The organism is Proteus sp. G2669, from assembly GCF_009915245.1.
In the GTDB taxonomy this organism is placed as follows: Bacteria; Pseudomonadota; Gammaproteobacteria; order Enterobacterales; family Enterobacteriaceae; genus Proteus.
The window spans coordinates 77,974-96,644 of sequence record NZ_JAABLX010000045.1; the positions used below are offsets into that span (position 1 = coordinate 77,974).

The window sequence follows — 18,671 nt, forward strand, 5'->3', positions numbered from 1 at the left end:
CAGTTATCTTAGATAAAGCGCACTTTTAATTTTTGAATATATTAATGATCCAAAGAAACAGAATGAACATGTTCAAGCTGTTTTAATGAGCAATAAAATTCGGGTAAGGTAATTTTTTGCCGAACTAACAGTTTCAAGTTCACTTCAACGCGCTCTTTTTTAATATCGCGAATAGTTAGGTTTTCAATCACATCTTTATGGCTTTTTAAATACTCAATTAAAAGTGGAACACCGCTTTCATGAGTAAATAACATGCGCACTTTAATCTTACCTAAGCGTTGGTTTTTCATCTGAAATAGCACCACTTGTGGGCTAAGTTGAATAGCCATAAAAAAGAGAACAGTCACAATCATGGCATGCCAATAAAAACCTGATCCACAAGCAATACCAACACCGGCAGAAGCCCATACGATAGCTGCGGTCGTCAGACCTGAAATTGCATCATCACGTCGATGCAATATAACACCAGCACCAAGAAAGCCGACACCACTGATAATTTGTGCCGCTAATCTCATTGGATCACTACGAATATTATCGGAGATATTGGCGTAATATTCTGCAGATTGAATAGAAACAATAGTTAATAAACAACTGGCAACGGCAATAATGACACAAGTTTTAAAACCGACAGGTTTTCCCTTTGATTCACGCTCTAAGCCAATAAAGCCGCCCAAAATAAAGGCGGCCAGTAATTTAGCGATACTTGATAGTGATAAAGGGCCAATGCTGTCAACAAACTGAATTAATGCGTCCATGGTTTGCTCCTAACGTTGGCTTATTCCTTTACTTTCAGACTATGGTGTTGCAATGCCTTCCTGGGCTTTTTTATCTTCATTATTTTTCTTTTTCGTTACATCATCTTTAAAGAAGAAGATAAAGAATATGGTTACAACGGCAGCGACGATTGCTGGATATATCCAGAATGTTGACCACTGTGGTAATGCAGCATCACCTGTTTCTGTTACGGTTGAATTAAAGATTTGACCACAAATAGTGGAAGCAAATAATAGGCCGAAACCATTAGAGACAATAAAGCGTAAGCCTTGTGCTTGAGCACGAATTTCCGGTTTGGCTTTGCGGTCAACATAGATATCACCAGCAGTAAAGAAGAAGTCCCAACATAATCCCTGCAACATTAATCCGATAACGATAAAATAAAACTCTGTATTTACCGCGGCATAAGAGAAGAATATTGAGCGAATGATCCAGCTAACAGCACCTAAAAGTAATGTAATTTTGAAGCCAAACTTCATTAAGAAGAATGACAATACGAACATAAACAGAACTTCACAGGCTATACCTATTTGCATAATAGACGCTGCGTTATTAAAACCTAACGCTTTAATAAAAACAGGAATATAAGCGGAATAAGCTGTTTTTGGGATCATTAAAATAAAAATACTAAACATTAAGATAGCGAAATATCGATCTTTAAATAATGAAAGCGCATCTAAACATAAAATATCACGAGCAGAGAATGGTTTACCTTTCGCTTTAGGTGGCGTATTAGGTAAGGTAAAACAGTAGAAACCAAGTAAAACACCCACAGCAGAAGCGATATACCAAGTCATCGTACTACCAGAGAAGCCCATTTCACCTAATATAAATCCGATAGCCATAAAACCAAACGTACCGAATACACGAATAATAGGGAAATATTTCACACCATTAATATGAGAGAAACTAATACTATTTGAAAGCGCAGTTGTTGGATAAAACAATAATCCAATAATGAAAATTAAGAATAATGTCATGCCACTGTTTTGTGCTTCAATAAATTGAGGAACACAAATAATGACTGCCGCATTAATTAAATGAAGGATGCCCATGACTTTTTGCGAAGCAAAGAAACGGTCAGCCACCATACCTATAAATAATGGGGAGATAATTGTTGCGACGCCTAATAAAGCGTAGGCATTACCAATAATGCTTGCCATACCATAGCTACTTAATACCAGTCCCATGGTCATATTCCACGCACCTTGCATGAAATATTGCACAAACATCATAATCAGTAAGCGAGAGGTTATTTTCATATCCATCATTATTCTCCTCTTAATTTGTTTCTAACGTTAATCCGTCGTAGGCAACACGGATATTGTGAGGAGCACAAACAGCTTCTAATTCGTGGTGAAGCAATTTACCACTATGTGAAATATGCGAAACGGCAATTTGTGTATTTTGATGTAAACAACCTTGTTGTTGCAGTTTTTCTTTTGCTGCAAATACAGTTTCTAGGCTCATATGATTGTCGGTACGATCTTTACCATTGAGTCCATAAGTACATTCAAAAACAACGATATCTAGTGGTTTGTTCTCTAGCCATTTCCACGTTAATTCAGGGAACCAACCAGAATCATGACCATAGAAAATAACCTTGCCATCTTTCTCAATATGATAAACATAGCAAAGTTCCCATTTCGCATGATTAGCGAGTAATGGCGTAATTTTATAACCGTTTCTTTCGACGGTAACAAAAGGAATTAAGCAGTGAAAAGCAAAACGCTCTTTGCTGTAACCAGGTAAAACTTCGATACAGCCATTAATTGCGCGATCATTACCAAAAATATGAAGGGGATGGTTAATTTCAAAACCATAACCTTCCATTCGGCTAAACAGATCGCCAACATTGAAATGATCAGGATGAGTGTGAGTGAATAGAAGACTTTCAAAATTGGTAGCATCCATTCCATCACGCATTAGCTGGTAGCTAAATGTAGGTGATACGTCGATTAACATAATGTCATCGACAATAGCAGAAGAGTGAGTTCTGATATCTTTCCCACCAAGTTCTCTTGCTTTCAGACAGTGTTCACAGCGGCAAAAGGGATTGGGTATACCTTCGGAGGCTGCCGTCCCTAAAAAATGAAGTTTCATAAGAAATCCCCTTATCCTATTGTTTTATTATGATTTTATTAATTATCTGGTGTTGTCTATCTATAAATCATAGATTAATTTGAACGTTCCAATGATAAAATGATGATAGTCATTTGCCAATAAATGAAGATCAGATCAGTGATCTCATTCAAATTAAATTTTCTATCTAATTGATTAATATGACCATATGTTTTTATTGATATTGATAATCATTTATTTGTGATAAAAGGTATTAGATTGTTTTATAAGCTATTTTAAAATGGAACGTTCAAATCAATTATCAGTAGTCGCGATAAATAATTCAGGTATGCTAGTGAAAGCGGAAATTGAGATGGAAAAAGGCCGATGGCAACGATTAAAGATATTGCAAAACTAGCAGGTGTTTCTCATGGGACGGTTTCTAACGTACTGAATAAACGTGGAAATGTGAGTGTTGAGAAAATTGAAGCTGTGTATCAAGCCGCCAAACAAATGGGCTATCAATTAAATACGCAGGCTCAACTGTTAAGAACCAATAAAAGCCATAAAATTGCCATACTTTTACCTCAATTAGTTTCTGAAAAATATGCGGTTTTATTTAACTCCTTAAGACAGTCTATTGCTCATTTTCCTGAGGTCACTTACGATCTTTTTTTAACAGATGATCTGGAAACCACAGAATTAGAGGCATTACAGAAAATTGCAGCGGGTAGCTATAAACAAGTGATCACTGTAAGTTGTCTCAAAGATGCAAATATTTATTTTGACACGTTAAAATTACCGCCTTCTCAAGTTGCATTTATTTATCGCCAGCCACTTAATACTCAACGATTTTTCACGCTCGATTTTGCTCAAGCAGCAGAAGCTATTTGCCAACAGATTGCAAAAACCACAGGTAAATTAGTGGGCATCTTTATGGGGAGTAGCGACTATTTAAATAATCAAAACTTCGCCAATGAATTACAAAATCGACTTTTAGAGTATGGGCCCAATAAAAAAAATGTGGTGCTTTGTGCATCAGATGAAGAGAGCTATAAAATTGCGTTTGATTTCTTTTCTATGGAGCAAATCCCAGACATATTTATTGCCCAAGATATCGAAAAGGCTCGCTATTTAACACAAGCCAGTTATTTCGGTAGTCATAATGATTGCCCGCCTATTTTTGCATTGAGCGACAATATTCCGCCTGTATTAAAAGGGTTGTATTACTTTCCAATGAATTACGCTCAACTTGGATTGGAAGTCATGGATGCATTAATGCAAGAAGAGGATGAAAGTGAAATAACTGAAAAGAATGTGATTTGTGTACGTAATCAAAGTGACCATCTTTATACTTTAACTCCGGCGGTTATCAGTGAAGATAAAGCGGATATCAGTCTTAATTTACTGATTTTACCTAGCCCTTCAACCAGTGCATTAAAAAAGCTGTTACCCCATTTTTATCGTCAAACAGGGATTAAAGTTAATTTAGCAATTCACCCTTACGATGAAGTGTATCAAATATTAAGTCAGTTACATTTACACCCATATTATGATTTATTGCGTATCGATATGGCCTGTTTTCCTTGGTTTGCAGAAAGAATATTACAGCCATTAGATAAAATCGGTAATGGATTAACAGACTTATTAAATAATTTTTCACTACCTACTCAGCAGAAATTTAGTGTAGTGAATAATGTTGCTTATGCCATGCCTTTTGATGCTAGTGCTCAACTCCTATTTTATCGCAAAGACTTGTTTGAAGATCCTATTCTAAAAAGAATGTATTACGAAAAAACAGGTAATGAATTAACTGTACCGACAACATTTGAAGAATACGATAATGTGACGCAGTTTTTTACTGAGCAACATGAAGAAGGGCAATTAAATTGCCCTATGGGGGCATCAACAACATTGGGTAGCGCGGGGCTGATCGCAACAGAGTATCTATTACGTTATTACGCCAAAGGTGGATGTTTAATAGGAAGTCATAACATTCCTAGATTAGAAATGCCTTTAGCAGGTGAAATATTAGAAGAATATTTAAAACAGTTGTCGATCACGGAGAATATTCATAATAAGTGGTGGAGTGAGTCGGTTAGACAATTTGAGCAAGGGCATCTTGCTATGCTGATCGCTTATATGAATTTATTTAACGATGTCGCACATAGCAATATTTTACCTAAAACAGGTTTTGCACCTGTACCCGGTGGTATTCCACAATTAGGCGGTGGTGTATTAGGGGTTTCACGTTATAGCCAAAAATCACAATATGCAGAGCAATTTTATCGTTGGCTTTATTCCCCAATGGTTATGGATCACCTTATTTTATTAGGTGGAAACAGTAATCATAAAAATTTCAGCCATAATCAAGAAATTAGCCATCGTTACCCATGGATGACGTTGGCTTATCAAGAAATTAATAAGGGAATACGAGAATCTTCGGTGCCTAATGGTAAGTTATTTAATTTACGACAAGCTGAAATTATTATCGGGCAAGGTATTACTAATGTCGTTAATAATATTATGACGATAGACGAGACTATCGAATATATAAATCAGCGTTTGTTAATAGATACTCAAGGTGAGCGGTAAGATTTACTGATTGTTATAAAAATAGCAGGGGATGATGAAATCCCCTGTGTGTACATTATTACTCGCCCGCTAATGCTCTTGGAAATAATAAGTTGTTTTCTAAGCTAATATGATTCATTAAATCGTCAATAAACTCATTAATACCATTATAAAGTACTCTCCATGTGGTGCAGGCTTCAGGTGGTGGTGTGACGTTTTTGGTAATAAATTTAATCACTTCAACAATTTCACCCGCATCATCATGTTCGTGTTCCATAACACTAATGGGTGCTCCAGCTTGGCTTCCCAATCCATTTTTTATCATAGGAAAGAGAATGCGTTCCTCTTTCATCATATGGCTTGTCAGCTCATCTAATAATAGTGTTAATTGGCGAGCTAATCCTTTAGGGACAGTCGGTTTTGCTTCATGGACTCGTTCTACTTTTTCTGCTTGTAGAATAAGTTCCGGTAATTGTGCTCTGTGTTTGTCGTGGTAGCGAACAATAATAAAATCAATAATTTCACTTAATGGCGCTTGTCGCCAATCTTTTTCTAATGGTTGTTCTGAAAGAGCAATTAATTTACTTTCAATTTCATCAATGTTGAGTCCTGCTTTCTCTGCAGATTTGCTTAATGTTCTTTTTCCTCCACAGCAGAAGTCGAGATTATATTGGCGGAATATGGCACTGGCGCCGGAAATGGATAGGGCCAGTTGGCCTAGTGGTTGATCTCGTAAGTTCATAGTTTCACCTGTTTATACTCGTCATACTTCAAGTTGTAGCGTTGTTGACTGCGTTCATTCGCACTAGTCACATACTTATGTATGCTCCTAGCGACTCATTTACTTGTCGCCTAGCTACACCTCGAATTATTTAGAGTATCTGTTTGTACCTATTCAAGTTGTAGAGTATCTGTTTGTATCTATTTAAGTTGTAGCGTTGTTGGCTTTGTTTAGGGATATCACTATTAAAATTAAGTAGGCAGCGCTCTTAATAATGCAACATTTAGAGTATCTATTTGCGTCTATTTAAGTTATAGCGTTGCTGATTTTGTTTAGCGATATCACTGTTTAAATTAAGCGGATAGTGCTCTTAATAATGCAAAAGCTTCTTTTACTTGTTCTTCCGTTACCACAAAGGCGCGTAATACGTTGTTATCATCAAAGCCTTTGGCGATAACGCCCGATTGTGTTGTATTAATATTCCACGTTAAGTCATTACGTGCGGTTTCACCGGCAAGATGTAGAGGCATTAACGGTGTTTTCACCCGAATAATCATTGGTGGTAAATTCAGTGGAGTATTATTTTCACCTACGAGTGATTTGGCTAAATGCATCGCACTTAATTGTATTGGCTGTAAAAAGGGTAATAAGTTACCGTTGATTTGTGCACAATCCCCTAAGGCATAAATATCATTATTACTGCTTTGCAGATATTCATTTACCATAATTCCACGATCGGTATGTAAACCCGCAAGGTGAGCTAATTCCATATTGGGTACGAGTCCTGTAGCGGCAATAACGCAATCAACCGTTAATTGATGATGTTGATTAAATGTCGCTAAAATACCGTTATCGGTTTGTGTTAATGACTGTAATGGTGATTTCAGCATTAAGCGTACACCTATTTCAGTAAGGCTTGATTGCAAACGGCCACTGAGATCGGAGGGGATCAAAGAAGATAATAATTGTCCTGAAATATCTGCAAGGATCACCTCTTTACCTGCCCGACTAAAGTCCATCGCTAATTCAGTGCCAATTAAACCCGCGCCTAAAATTAATACGCGCTTAGCTTGGTGAATTTGTGCTTCATAAGTTCGATACTCTTGTTGGCTATTAAGCGTAAACATTAACTCATGGCCCGAAATAGCAGGGCAATAAGTTTTAGCGCCAGTCGCTAATACCAATTTATCGTAATACCATTGCTCACCTTGAGTGCTCTGAATACGTTTTTCATCCGTATTAATATCAACAACTTGCGTATAAGGATAAATGGCTAGTTGATATTGTTGTGCAAACTCTTGGGCTGTTTGTTTGGTTAGATCATCCGCATTTTGAGCCTGACTAATAACATGGCTTAAATCCGGCTTGTTATATTCATCAATGCTATCTGAGGCAATGAGGGTAATGGGAATATCTGCATTAAATTTGCGAATATTTTTAACTAATTGGCGCGCAGCGAAGCCCGCACCAATAATAACAATCCCATTATTGAGAAGATCTGTACTCATTTTGCCTCCTTTGCAAGCGCATCAAAGACATCCTTTCCTAATGAGCATTCAGGGCATAAGAAGCTATCAGGAACTTCACTCCATGGTGTATTAGGTTGAACGTTTTGCATTGGTTCACCTACTGCCGGATCGTAAATCCATTGGCACACACTGCATTGCATACGTGGACCTAAATCGATAGCTTCAACACTTGTGGTAATTTCAGGTTGTGATGAGGCAGTGCAACAAGATTGAGTCGCAGGAAGTGGCGCTAAAGCCCATTGGCGTGCAAGTTCACGGCCATATTCACGACAAATTTCTTGTGCTTGCATATCTGGGCGCCATTTGGTTTTTAGCGCTAGTGCGGTTTCAAATCCAGCATCCATTAAGCGGGTTTGAATACGGTCAACGGCACCACCATTCCAACCATAACTCCCGAAAGCAGCCGCTTTTTTATTACGAAAACGTAAGCCAGTCATCTCTTCAAGCATGGCGGCAATTTTTGGCATCATCACATTATTCATCGTTGATGAACCAACAAGCACGCCCTTAGAACGAAACGCACTGGTGATAATGTCATTTTTATCACTTTTGGCGACGTTATAGCTTTTTACAAACACGTTAGGATCAATTTCATTGATACCTTGTGCAATGGCATCTGCCATCATACGGGTATTGTTAGACATGGTGTCATAGAAAATAGTGATACGATCTTCTTGATAGTCTGCCGCCCATTTTAGATATAATTCAACAATTTGTGTTGGATTATCACGCCATACCACACCGTGAGAGGTGGCAATCATATCGACAGGTAAATTAAAGCCTAAGATTTCATTAATTTTCGGTGTTACAAGGCGGCTAAATGGCGTCAAAATATTAGCGTAATAACGTTGGCATTGTTCAAATAATTCGTTTTGATCAACTTCATCGTTAAACAACCGTTCATCACAATAGTGCTGACCAAAGGCATCATTACTAAATAAAATCGCATCACCAGTCAAATAGGTCATCATACTGTCAGGCCAATGTAGCATTGGCGTTTCAACAAAAATTAGTTGCTTGCCATTACCAATATCTAGGCTATCGCCTGTTTTAACGATATTAAAATTCCATTCAGGGTGATGATGATGCCCATTGATTGAATCAATGGCGTTTGCTGTGCAATAAATCGGGGTATTAGGAATAAAAGACATCAACTCAGTGAGTGCACCCGCGTGATCCTCTTCTGCATGATTAATAATAATGTAATCAATCTCTTCCAGATTAATTTGTGTTCGTAAATTTTGTACAAATTCACGACTGAATTTATGGTCAACGGTATCAATAAGCACATTTTTTTCTTCACGTATTAGGTAGCTGTTATAGCTACTACCTAATAATGTTTTGTATTCAGTGCCATGAAAATCACGAACTTCCCAGTCACGTTGTCCAACCCAATTAACATTATTTTTAACATGAATAGCCATTTTGTGTTGTTCCTTCTCATTAATCTTTTCATCGGGATATGTATTGATATAATCAAGAAGCATGCCAGTTTTTATCTTATTGTTTTAAAACAGTTTTTATTTTCATGGCTATTTATATATTGTCAATATGACTATCTTTATCATGTCAAAATGACCATAATAGCGGTCATAATGACTATGAGGTGTTTTTATGGGTTTTTCTGTTGATGTGTTGGCTAAAATTGCCATTGAATTACAAAAAGATGTTGGTCACCAAGATAGATTTCAGCGACTGGTGACCACACTTCGGCAAGTGCTAAATTGCGATGCCGCGGCATTGCTTCGTTATGAGCCTCATCAGTTTATCCCATTAGCCATAGATGGCCTTGTGCCTGATGTATTAGGGCGTCGTTTTTTACTAGAAGGGCATCCTCGTCTTGAAACTATAGCGCGAGCAGGGGATGTGGTGCGTTTTCCCGCGGACAGTGATTTACCCGATCCTTATGATGGCCTTATTCCAGATAGAGAGCATTTAAAAGTTCATGCTTGTGTGGGATTACCATTATTTGCTGGGCAAGATTTAATTGGTACGTTAACACTTGATGGAATGGACCCTCATCAGTTCGATACTTTTAGTGATGAAGAATTACGTTTAATTGCAGCATTAACTTCTGGTGCATTAAATAATGCATTATTGATTGAGCAACTCGAAAATCAAAATATGTTATTTACGCCAACCAATACGTTTAAGCCCACAGTAAAAACAGAAATTATTGGTTTATCGCCTTCGATGATGCAACTGAAAAAAGAAATAGAAATTGTTGCACCCGCAGATATGAATATTTTGGTGAGTGGTGAAACGGGAACGGGTAAAGAGCTGGTGGTCAAAGCTATTCATGAAATGTCTAATCGTGCAGATAATCCGTTAGTCTATTTAAATTGTGCAGCACTTCCTGAGAGTGTGGCAGAAAGTGAATTATTTGGGCATGTGAAAGGGGCTTTTACCGGCGCAATTAGCCATCGTAGTGGTAAATTTGAAATGGCGGATAATGGAACGTTATTCCTTGATGAAATTGGGGAGTTATCATTATCACTCCAAGCAAAATTACTGCGTGTTTTACAATATGGCGATATTCAACGTATTGGTGACGATCGTAATTTGCGCGTTAATGTACGTGTATTAGCGGCAACGAATCGTGATTTATGGGAGGAAGTATTAGCGGGCAATTTCCGTGCCGATCTTTTCCATCGTTTAAGTATTTTTCCTTTGCATGTTCCGCCATTACGAGAGAGAGACGAAGATATTTTGCTATTAGTGGGTTATTTTTGCGAGCAATATCGTCAGCGTTTTAATCTTACGCAAGTGATTATTAGTCCTGAATTGCGCCTTTATTTATTGCATTATTCTTGGCCGGGTAATGTGCGTGAATTAGAACATACCATTCACCGAGCAATTGTCTTAGCAAGAGCTGGAAATAAAACCGATAGCCTTATTTTACAAATTAGCCATTTTGCTTTAGGGGCTGAAAATCCAGTTCACTCTGCCTCTCAAACATTACCTTCTGAAGAAAAGAATTTAAAAGAAGCAACGGATGAATTTCAGCGGGATTTAATTAAACAAGCATTATTACGTAATAACCAAAATTGGGCGGCAACGGCACGAGAATTATCGCTTGATCCGGCTAACTTACGTCGTTTGACAAAACGCTTAGGGCTAAAATCATAATAATTTTAAAAAGGAATGACCTAAACGAAAAAAGGTAATCTGGGTGCGTGGTCCAAATTACCTTAAATAATTATGTTAGGATGATAAGTTGTTAATAAATTTCTATTTTCTGAATGCGTTCACCGTGATGGTTACCAGTTCTGTTAACGTGCTATAAAATTGGCTATACCCACTCATTTTTAATTTATTTAAATAGTGAGGTAGCCATGTAGTCAAATGAAGGGAAAGTAATTCATTAACCGCGTCTTCTCTTTTTTCTGATGCCAATACCGCCGCTTGAAATAACATCAAACCGATATGATCAACAGGCTCTGGAAAAGGCGTATTTACTTTTAAACGTTCCCGTTTTAAAAACTCACTCAATGCAAGGGTAGAATCCCCTTGTAATAAACCTTCAGGATCTAAATAGACCGACCCCCAAGGAGGGGCTGGTAAAGCATTAGGGCCAACAAAAAGATTTTGCCATTGAGTTTTTAATTGTTCTGTATCGATAGAAGCAGAATTCATTAAACGTTCACACAGACGGCTTTCAATTTTACAAGGCCACTGCGCTGCAAAATCCCCAGTTTTAAAAAAGTTGAGTGCAGTTTTATTGGTGTCATCATCAGGTGGGAATAAATAACAAATTCCCAATAAATTAAATGCAGCCGCATAATAAGAGAGTCTGCTCATAATTTTTGATACTTCCTTAAAACAAACCCCTATCAATGAGGTTTGTTTTTTTATTATTTAAACGACTTGCTCAATGACTACTAGTGAATTGAGTAGAAAACATAACGCAACATAAAGTCAGCGATAATTGCGATAACACAGCCAAGTACAAAAATAGACTCAGTTGATTTACCTTGATTTTTAGGGGCTAAAAATTTCACTAAACTATAGCCACAAGCCAATACTGCAAAGGTTGCTAAGATCCAGCATGTAGTGCGTAACGAACCAATGGCGTAATACACTTGAATAGGCGATAACGGAAATGTCACCGATTTTTGGCTATATAACGTGCTAGTTAAATATTGCTCATAAAAAGGTTGATACAGTAATCGACCAATTAAGCTAAATGCCATTATTCCCCATAACTGCCATTTCCAGCGTATTGGGAAAGAGTCTTGCGGTATTTCAATACCTAATTTACTTCCTACACGTTGTAATACTTTGATCAGCAAAAAGAAAATAGCAGCACCAAGCGTTAACATAGCTCCAAAGAACATCACGTAAGTGTTAGGATCCATCCATGTCAAAATGGAGGTATGGCGATAAATCGACGCCATGCAGTAAATATCAAATAACCCAATCAGAATACTGGTACTTAATAACAGCATTGAGAGTTTGCGAGTGCGCCAGAGCCATAAAAAAGTTAATCCTAAGCAACCGACAAAAATAGCAGTGACGGCGACTTCACGACTTAGCCAAGCAGAAAAAACATTTCTAATGGCATTAGGGGCATTTAATGGCACACCTAAGTGAGTAATTGAAGCGATAGAGCCTAAACCAGCTAACCCACAAATCACAAATAAGGCTAACAACATAAAGCGATAGTAGCTTTCTGCATTGAGATAATGAGAAAGGCGACGAGCAAAAAGTCCTGTTGTTAGTGCAAGACCAATAGTCGCATTCATCATAAATGTGAAGATTAACAATGACCATTCATTCATTTTCTTTCTCCCTTATTATTAATTCCGTCATTATTGGCACCCTGATGTGGGTTAATAACAAGGTTTGGATGCGTTATTTCAGGAGAAGGTAAACCGGTGACATAATCTAAATCGCCATAGCGTTCACGTAGTTCATCAATAGGACCAAATTGGATTGCACCTAAAGGACAAGTTGCAACACAAACCGGTTGTTCACCTTTTTGCTGTAAATCGATACAAAAGTCGCATTTCGACATCTGTTTGGTTTCTGGATTCATTTGTGGTGCGCCATAAGGGCAAGACCACGCACAAGCACCGCAACCGACACATTTGTCTGTATCTACCATGACAATGCCATCACCTTCACGCTTATGCATTGCTGTTGTTGGGCAGTTTTTAACACAAATAGGGTCGTCACAATGGTTACAAGAGATAGACAACGTGTAAGCAAAGACATTATTGACTAGCGCGCCTTTAGGATTGCGAGTATAACCGCCTCCAGTGATTTCATAGACACGACGAAATTTGCGTCCAACATCAAGATTGTTTTTATCTTTACACGCAACCTGACACGCCTTACAACCTGAACAGCGAGCGCTGTCGATATAAAACCCTAGCTGTTTGTTGCTTATAGCGGGATAAACGATAAATTTACTCATGCTTTTGCTACCTCGACCAATAATGTTTGGTGAGCATTGCCGTGTGCCATTGCGGTGCTACGGGATGATGTTAATACGTTGGCACATCCACCTTGATCTATGCCTTTTGCATCAGGTTGCCACCAAGCACCTGCTTGCAAGGCGACGACACCAGGCATAATTCGTTGTGTTAATTTGACGGGAACCATCGTGATCCCACGTTCGTTATATACTTTGACTTTTTCGCCCTCTTTAATGTTTCTATCTTGGGCATCTAATGGGTTTATCCAAAGTTCTTGGCGCTGTACTTCTTGTAACCAAGGGTTGGCAAATTGCGTTGAGTTTGCGCGATTACGTCCTTTCCATGTAATAAGTTGTAGCGGGAATTTATCCGTCAACGTATCTTCAGGACCTTCAATGGCAGGCACATAATGAGAAAGCGCAGGGATATCGACATTATTCATGTCATATAAACGTTTAGAGAAAATCTCAATTTTGCCTGATGGCGTTGGGAATGGATTATTCTCGATATCTTGGATATTTTTCTCAAACGCCACATTTTGAGTATGAGGACGATGTTTTAAGAGATGACGACGTTTAACTAATAGCTCTTTAAAAGTTGGAATACCGTCTTCGGGACGTTTAACACTGGCATCATCAACTAAGTATTCAATCCAATCGCGATCAGTCTCTTTACCTTCACTAAATTGTTCGCCCACACCTAATTTATCGGCAACTTCACGTAACCAATCATAGTCAGTACGACGTTCAAATTCAGGCTCGATGACTTTTTCAGAAAGAATAATGTAGTCGCCATAACTCCATGTACCACCGATGTTCCAGCGTTCTAAGAAGCTGGTTTCTGGAAGTAAGATATCAGCGTATTTTGCACTTGGGGTTAGATAGAGATCACTACAAACGATAAATTCTACTTTCGATTCATCTTCAAGTACTTTAGCTGCATGAAGAATATCGGTATTTTGGTTTGTCATGTAGTTACCCGCCATTGAGAAAATCATCTTGATTTCAGTATCAAGTTTCTCGGCGTTCAGTAACCCATTTTGTGGTGTGACTAAATTTTTGTCTTCACACGCTTGTACCCAGTTGGTGATATTGATTTTTGCTTTTACTGGGTTGGTTAATAGGCTTGGCCCTGCGATGGTTTTACGCAGTTCAGAGTTTAAAGCCATACCATAGCCAGCAGCCCAACCACCACGAACACCCACATTACCAGTGATAGTGGCAAGTAATGTCGCACCACGTGCCGTCCGTTCACCACAAATATGGCGCTGAGGCCCCCAACCTTGCATCAATGCTGCTGGTTTTGTGGATGCATATTCGCGAGCTAATTGTTTAATAGTATCTGCTGGCACTTTAGTGATGGTTTCAGCCCATTCTGGGGTTTTCTTAATGCCATCTTTTTTACCCATTAAATAGGCAACTAAAGACTCATTTTCACCCACACCTTCAGGCATTTGGTGTTCATCAAAGCCGACAGTGTATTTATCGATAAAGGCTTGATCGTGCAGGTTTTCGCTTACGATGACATACATCATTGCATCCATCATGGCGTTATCCGTTGTTGGCAGTAACGGGATCCATTGATCAGCTAAAGAAGAGGCAGTATCAGAATAACGTGGATCAACGACAATAAATTTAGTGCCGTTTTTCTTCATTTTTTGGAAGAAATGGTTTGAATGACCAAAAATAGTTTCGTTAGGGTTATGACCCCATAAAATGACAAGAGGGGTATTTTCTAACGTATCGAGTGTGCTACCACTAGCGGCAGTGCCATAAGTGTAAGGAGTGACAGCAAGGGTATTTCCGTTACTGACCGAGTGATAGTTTTCCAGAAAACCACCCGTAATATTAAACAGGCGACGTAACATATTCGCGCCAGAGAAAATACCGCCAGTAACCCCTGTGCTTAAGCTGACAAAGCGTGATGCAGGACCATATTGCTGGTTAATGCGCTGCATATTTTGTGCAATAAGGGTGGTTGCTTCTTCCCAAGTGATGCGTTCGAATTTACCTTCGCCTCGTTTGCCAACGCGTTTCATCGGGTATTTTAAACGGTCTGGATGATAGACAAATTTACGATAACCACGGCCTCGTACACAGGCACGCATAATTGGCATCTCTTCATCTAGATCAGCATCTGGGCGTGTACTAATACGAGTGACTTTGCCATCTTTTACATGGGCTCGAATATCACATTTACCGCCACAGTCGAAACTACTGCAAGTTGAAACAACGCGTTCGCCATCTTCAGTTTTTATTGGTTTTACTGGAATAGCGTTGTCTGTTGTCGCAGCAAAAGAGTTTGATGCGAGAAAAGGAAGTGTGACTAATGCTGAGCTCGCTTGAATAAAGTGACGGCGGCTAACATCGTTGAGAATGCTCTTTGTATCACTATCGTGATCGGACTGATTGCTCATAATGAACTCTACCTTAAACATAATAGGCGGATCCCGATATACCCGATACTTGATATAAAGAATGTGCGTGATTTTTCTAGGCTATGGATAAAGGGAATGTCTGGTATCCGCTGCATTATTATTGAATGCATAGATAATTGCAGAATGCTTGAATTAACATCTGCGAGAGGGATAGTAGTTGATTAATCTTTTGCCAACATTCTAAAACCAGACAATGACATTCGAATTTCAGCCTATTTACGATGGGTGTTAAAAGCTCGTTTTTTGATTGTTAATAGGGTTTGTTAAATAGATATCAAGAAGGTTGAAATTTCACATAAGGTTATTTCGTTGTTTATTTAAATATATAACGATTTTAATTATATAGACCATTATTTGCCAGTGTGTAGAGTGTGGGATTACTGCTATATTAAAAAGGACGAAAATAAAAAGAGAGTGGTCTAAACTGTGAGAAATGTACCGTTAAAAAGCGTCGATTCACTTGACCGAGATGTTATTGCGCTGGGTACAGACTATTTGCCCAATACGTTATTAGAAACGCATCAACATCGTCGAGCCCAATTTTTATACCCTGCAACGGGTTTAATTGAAGTAAGTACAGATGATGGTGAGTGGGTTATTCCGCCGTCTTGTGGTGTATGGATCCCTCCAGAAACTGGGCATGAAACTCGCATGTTAGATGTGAGTACTCGAAGCTTATATATCGAGCCTTCTGCAGCACCTCGACATAGCAAACAATGTGAAGTTGTCAGTGTTTCCCCTCTTTTTCGCCAACTCTTGCTTGAAGCCGTAGACGTACCCGCAGAATATGATAAAAAAGGGCGAGATGGTCTTTTAATGCAGTTAATCTTATGTGAATTAGCGAAAGCAAAACCGTTACCATTTTTTGCACCTATTCCACAAGACAGTAAATTAGCTAAATTATGTCGTGATTTTATTCGTAACCCAAAAATAGACTCTTTACCGCAACAGTGGGCAGATAAATTACATAAAAGTGAGCGCTCTTTTAGCCGTTTTTTTCGCCAACAAACAGGAATGTCATTTTCACAATGGCGACAACAAGTCTGTTTATTGAATTCATTAACACAAATCTTATCTGGACGCGGTATTACTGAAATTGCCTTTGACTTGGGTTATAACAGTGCCGGTTCATTCTCGACAATGTTCAAAAAACAGATGGGGCAATCGCCTTCTCATTTTAGTATGGATGCGCTGGATATCGATAGGTTTTAGTTGATATCTATAGCAAATATCTAAAATTTGGTTATCAAATGATCTGTGCTCAGTCTTTTATCTGAGTATTTGACATCTCTCTTATTGGCAAAATTCTAGTAATGTAATGCTGAAAAAAGACGAATAAATCAAGGGATCCTTGTATAAGGAGGCTTTTTGTATATCAAAAAAAGAGTAAATCGAATAATAGATATCTTCTATTAAAAATACATTTGAAAGATAAGGCGATACATACTTAAACAGAATAAAAAGTTAAAGTTTTTAATTTAATAGTGAATTATAAAATATAAATTGGAGTGAATGCGGATAAAAACGAGTAAATATACTATCACATTTATTTTTCTTAAGCGTTTTGTTAATTAAATGTTTCTTTTTTGTTGCTTGATTTTGGCGCTTAAAAATAGGGAGGATTTCTCTTTTTTAATTAAACTTGATCAATGATTTAGTTTTAACTTTTTGAATTAGTTGATCGTTTTTAACTGGTACAATCTCTTAACCTGTTTTTTATCTTTTTTTAAAAAGAAATCACTAAGTATATTTAAATGATAATTTAATATTCTAGGTTTCCATGTATTTATATGGCTAAAAATAGCTCTTCTTATAAAATTTTATTTTTAATCGTATTTTTATACTAAATAAGATTATCTGTTTATGATTATGTGAGGAGTATATAAATAGGTTTTTTTGAAGAGTAAAACATATAAATAAGGTATTAAATTAACAAAAAATATATTTCATTATTTAAAATTATTTGAAATAGCATTAATTGTGAAAACAAATAATTATATCTATATATACGGCTTGGGTTTTACCTCTAAATTAACATCACCTATCTTTTAAAGACTTTAATTAAATAATATTGCTTATATGATACCGATAAGGTTATTTATATGCCTGCTTTCATTTGTTTTTATTAAATTTATAAAAGGATTTCCTTTGTTTTTTTAAAGACAATGTAGGTTAATTTCATATTTAAATATGAAGTTAAGATTACTTAAATATGCATAAGGTGTGTATTTTCATAATCTTATATAAATATAACCAATCCTAAAAATGTAATCCAAAAAAGATTGATTATTAACGGTGAGATTATTTATGAACAATCAGACTGGAAATGAAATAAATATAGAGAAAGGCCAAGTTATAAAAATAAGTCGATCGGAAATAAAAACAATCATTAAAGACGATAATAACCTTATTATTGTTAAAAATAACGGTGAGAAATTAGTTATTAATGATTTTTTTAATACATCTGAAAATTACTTTATTGTAGAAATGGATGGTGTTCAATACAAAGCATCCTTAACACCTAATTCAGATAAATTAGAGCTTATTTTTAATAAATTAGATGATGCAACAGATAGTGAAAATTTATTAGGTTTAACTGGTGGCGAATGGTTTTCTATCGCTATTGGTGCTGCCGTTCTTGGTGCAGGGATTGCAATAGCCTCTTCTTCAAGTAGCAGTAGTGGTGGTTCATCAGATCATGTGACGCCACCACAGCCAACTGAAAAAGAGTTAGCTGAAAAACTGATTGTCGATAAATCATTAGATTTGAAGAAAATCATTGATGCTGCAAAAAGCCTTGTTGATAAAGCTGCAGAAGCAACTGAAAAAGCACAAAAAACAGGTGATGAGAAAGATCTAGATTTAGCGTTAGAAGCTCATAAAGATGCAACCACAGCACTTGCTCTAATTGATAAATTAAAAACTGAATTAAATGAATTAATTGAGCAAGGCGAAAAGCTTAATGTTGATTCAAAAATTATAGATCAAGCCAAAGAGCTATTAACAACGAATACTGAGTCTCTCGGTAAAACATTAGATGAGTTAGGTAAGTTATTAGAGAAACTGCAATTAGAGTTAGAGCAGAAAAAGGCGATTGATGACACTGATACGGCGATCGACGATCTGCCGGATGATGCGTCTGACAAAGAAAAAGC

General features: G+C 37.3%; 14 protein-coding genes. 4 read left to right on the top strand and 10 right to left on the bottom strand.

Annotated elements, in window-relative coordinates:
- Positions 1 to 41: 41 nt before the first annotated feature.
- From GWI68_RS12355 to GWI68_RS12365, 3 genes are read right to left on the bottom strand one after another with little or no spacing between them, the layout of a single operon-like run.
- Positions 42 to 755 carry an MgtC/SapB family protein gene (locus tag GWI68_RS12355; RefSeq protein WP_166540478.1) on the bottom strand — a complete coding sequence of 238 codons (714 nt, stop codon included), beginning with the start codon at positions 753 to 755 and terminating at the stop codon, positions 42 to 44.
- A gap of 39 nt (positions 756 to 794) precedes the next feature.
- Positions 795 to 2,042, bottom strand: a complete 1,248-nt coding sequence (locus tag GWI68_RS12360; RefSeq protein WP_166540479.1) for an MFS transporter — start codon at positions 2,040 to 2,042, stop codon at positions 795 to 797.
- Between the two features lie 13 nt (positions 2,043 to 2,055).
- Positions 2,056 to 2,877 (bottom strand): MBL fold metallo-hydrolase, encoded by an 822-nt coding sequence (locus GWI68_RS12365; protein ID WP_109409988.1) that lies wholly within the window; start codon positions 2,875 to 2,877, stop codon positions 2,056 to 2,058.
- A gap of 345 nt (positions 2,878 to 3,222) precedes the next feature.
- On the opposite strand from GWI68_RS12365, the gene GWI68_RS12370 reads away from it, so the two are divergent.
- Positions 3,223 to 5,430 (top strand): extracellular solute-binding protein, encoded by a 2,208-nt coding sequence (locus GWI68_RS12370; protein ID WP_166540480.1) that lies wholly within the window; start codon positions 3,223 to 3,225, stop codon positions 5,428 to 5,430.
- A gap of 58 nt (positions 5,431 to 5,488) precedes the next feature.
- Here the strand turns inward: GWI68_RS12370 and ytfE are convergent, their stop codons facing one another.
- From ytfE to norV, 3 genes are all read right to left on the bottom strand, one after another.
- Positions 5,489 to 6,151 (bottom strand): iron-sulfur cluster repair protein YtfE, encoded by a 663-nt coding sequence (gene ytfE, locus GWI68_RS12375; protein WP_099659227.1) that lies wholly within the window; start codon positions 6,149 to 6,151, stop codon positions 5,489 to 5,491.
- 332 nt (positions 6,152 to 6,483) lie between these two features.
- On the bottom strand, positions 6,484 to 7,638 hold the full coding sequence (gene norW / locus GWI68_RS12380) for an NADH:flavorubredoxin reductase NorW (RefSeq protein ID WP_166540481.1): 1,155 nt from the start codon (positions 7,636 to 7,638) through the stop codon (positions 6,484 to 6,486).
- Entirely contained in the window at positions 7,635 to 9,083 is a 1,449-nt protein-coding gene (norV, locus tag GWI68_RS12385; RefSeq protein WP_166540482.1) for an anaerobic nitric oxide reductase flavorubredoxin, read from the bottom strand. Before norV ends, norW begins: the two co-directional genes overlap by 4 nt.
- A gap of 190 nt (positions 9,084 to 9,273) precedes the next feature.
- Here norV and norR point away from each other — a divergent pair, with 190 nt between their 5' ends.
- Positions 9,274 to 10,788 carry a nitric oxide reductase transcriptional regulator NorR gene (gene norR / locus GWI68_RS12390; protein ID WP_166540483.1) on the top strand — a complete coding sequence of 505 codons (1,515 nt, stop codon included), beginning with the start codon at positions 9,274 to 9,276 and terminating at the stop codon, positions 10,786 to 10,788.
- Between the two features lie 102 nt (positions 10,789 to 10,890).
- On the opposite strand, the gene dmsD is transcribed toward norR, so the two are convergent.
- The 4 genes from dmsD to GWI68_RS12410 form a co-directional block, all read right to left on the bottom strand.
- Positions 10,891 to 11,460 (bottom strand): Tat proofreading chaperone DmsD, encoded by a 570-nt coding sequence (gene dmsD, locus GWI68_RS12395; RefSeq protein WP_109410213.1) that lies wholly within the window; start codon positions 11,458 to 11,460, stop codon positions 10,891 to 10,893.
- 80 nt (positions 11,461 to 11,540) lie between these two features.
- Positions 11,541 to 12,440 (bottom strand): DmsC/YnfH family molybdoenzyme membrane anchor subunit, encoded by a 900-nt coding sequence (locus GWI68_RS12400; RefSeq protein WP_166540484.1) that lies wholly within the window; start codon positions 12,438 to 12,440, stop codon positions 11,541 to 11,543.
- Positions 12,437 to 13,078, bottom strand: a complete 642-nt coding sequence (locus GWI68_RS12405; protein ID WP_166540485.1) for a DMSO/selenate family reductase complex B subunit — start codon at positions 13,076 to 13,078, stop codon at positions 12,437 to 12,439. The genes GWI68_RS12400 and GWI68_RS12405 overlap by 4 nt, the downstream gene beginning before the upstream one ends.
- On the bottom strand, positions 13,075 to 15,495 hold the full coding sequence (locus GWI68_RS12410; protein ID WP_166540486.1) for a DMSO/selenate family reductase complex A subunit: 2,421 nt from the start codon (positions 15,493 to 15,495) through the stop codon (positions 13,075 to 13,077). Before GWI68_RS12410 ends, GWI68_RS12405 begins: the two co-directional genes overlap by 4 nt.
- A 447-nt stretch (positions 15,496 to 15,942) precedes the next feature.
- Between GWI68_RS12410 and GWI68_RS12415 the strand changes: the two genes are divergently transcribed.
- Entirely contained in the window at positions 15,943 to 16,728 is a 786-nt protein-coding gene (locus GWI68_RS12415) for a helix-turn-helix transcriptional regulator (RefSeq protein ID WP_088495979.1), read from the top strand.
- Between the two features lie 1,095 nt (positions 16,729 to 17,823).
- A partial coding sequence (locus GWI68_RS12420; RefSeq protein ID WP_166540487.1) for a hypothetical protein occupies positions 17,824 to 18,671 on the top strand: 848 nt, incomplete at its 3' end.

Bases quoted from the DNA above. Each gene is read 5' to 3' on its own strand.
- GWI68_RS12360 (WP_166540479.1), bottom strand. From the start codon at position 2,042: ATGGATATGAAAATAACCTCTCGCTTACTGATTATGATGTTTGTGCAA.
- norR (WP_166540483.1), top strand. From the start codon at position 9,274: ATGGGTTTTTCTGTTGATGTGTTGGCTAAAATTGCCATTGAATTACAA.
- ytfE (WP_099659227.1), bottom strand. From the start codon at position 6,151: ATGAACTTACGAGATCAACCACTAGGCCAACTGGCCCTATCCATTTCC.
- dmsD (WP_109410213.1), bottom strand. From the start codon at position 11,460: ATGAGCAGACTCTCTTATTATGCGGCTGCATTTAATTTATTGGGAATT.
- GWI68_RS12410 (WP_166540486.1), bottom strand. From the start codon at position 15,495: ATGAGCAATCAGTCCGATCACGATAGTGATACAAAGAGCATTCTCAAC.
- GWI68_RS12370 (WP_166540480.1), top strand. From the start codon at position 3,223: ATGGCAACGATTAAAGATATTGCAAAACTAGCAGGTGTTTCTCATGGG.
- GWI68_RS12365 (WP_109409988.1), bottom strand. From the start codon at position 2,877: ATGAAACTTCATTTTTTAGGGACGGCAGCCTCCGAAGGTATACCCAAT.
- norW (WP_166540481.1), bottom strand. From the start codon at position 7,638: ATGAGTACAGATCTTCTCAATAATGGGATTGTTATTATTGGTGCGGGC.
- norV (WP_166540482.1), bottom strand. From the start codon at position 9,083: ATGGCTATTCATGTTAAAAATAATGTTAATTGGGTTGGACAACGTGAC.
- GWI68_RS12405 (WP_166540485.1), bottom strand. From the start codon at position 13,078: ATGAGTAAATTTATCGTTTATCCCGCTATAAGCAACAAACAGCTAGGG.
- GWI68_RS12355 (WP_166540478.1), bottom strand. From the start codon at position 755: ATGGACGCATTAATTCAGTTTGTTGACAGCATTGGCCCTTTATCACTA.
- GWI68_RS12400 (WP_166540484.1), bottom strand. From the start codon at position 12,440: ATGAATGAATGGTCATTGTTAATCTTCACATTTATGATGAATGCGACT.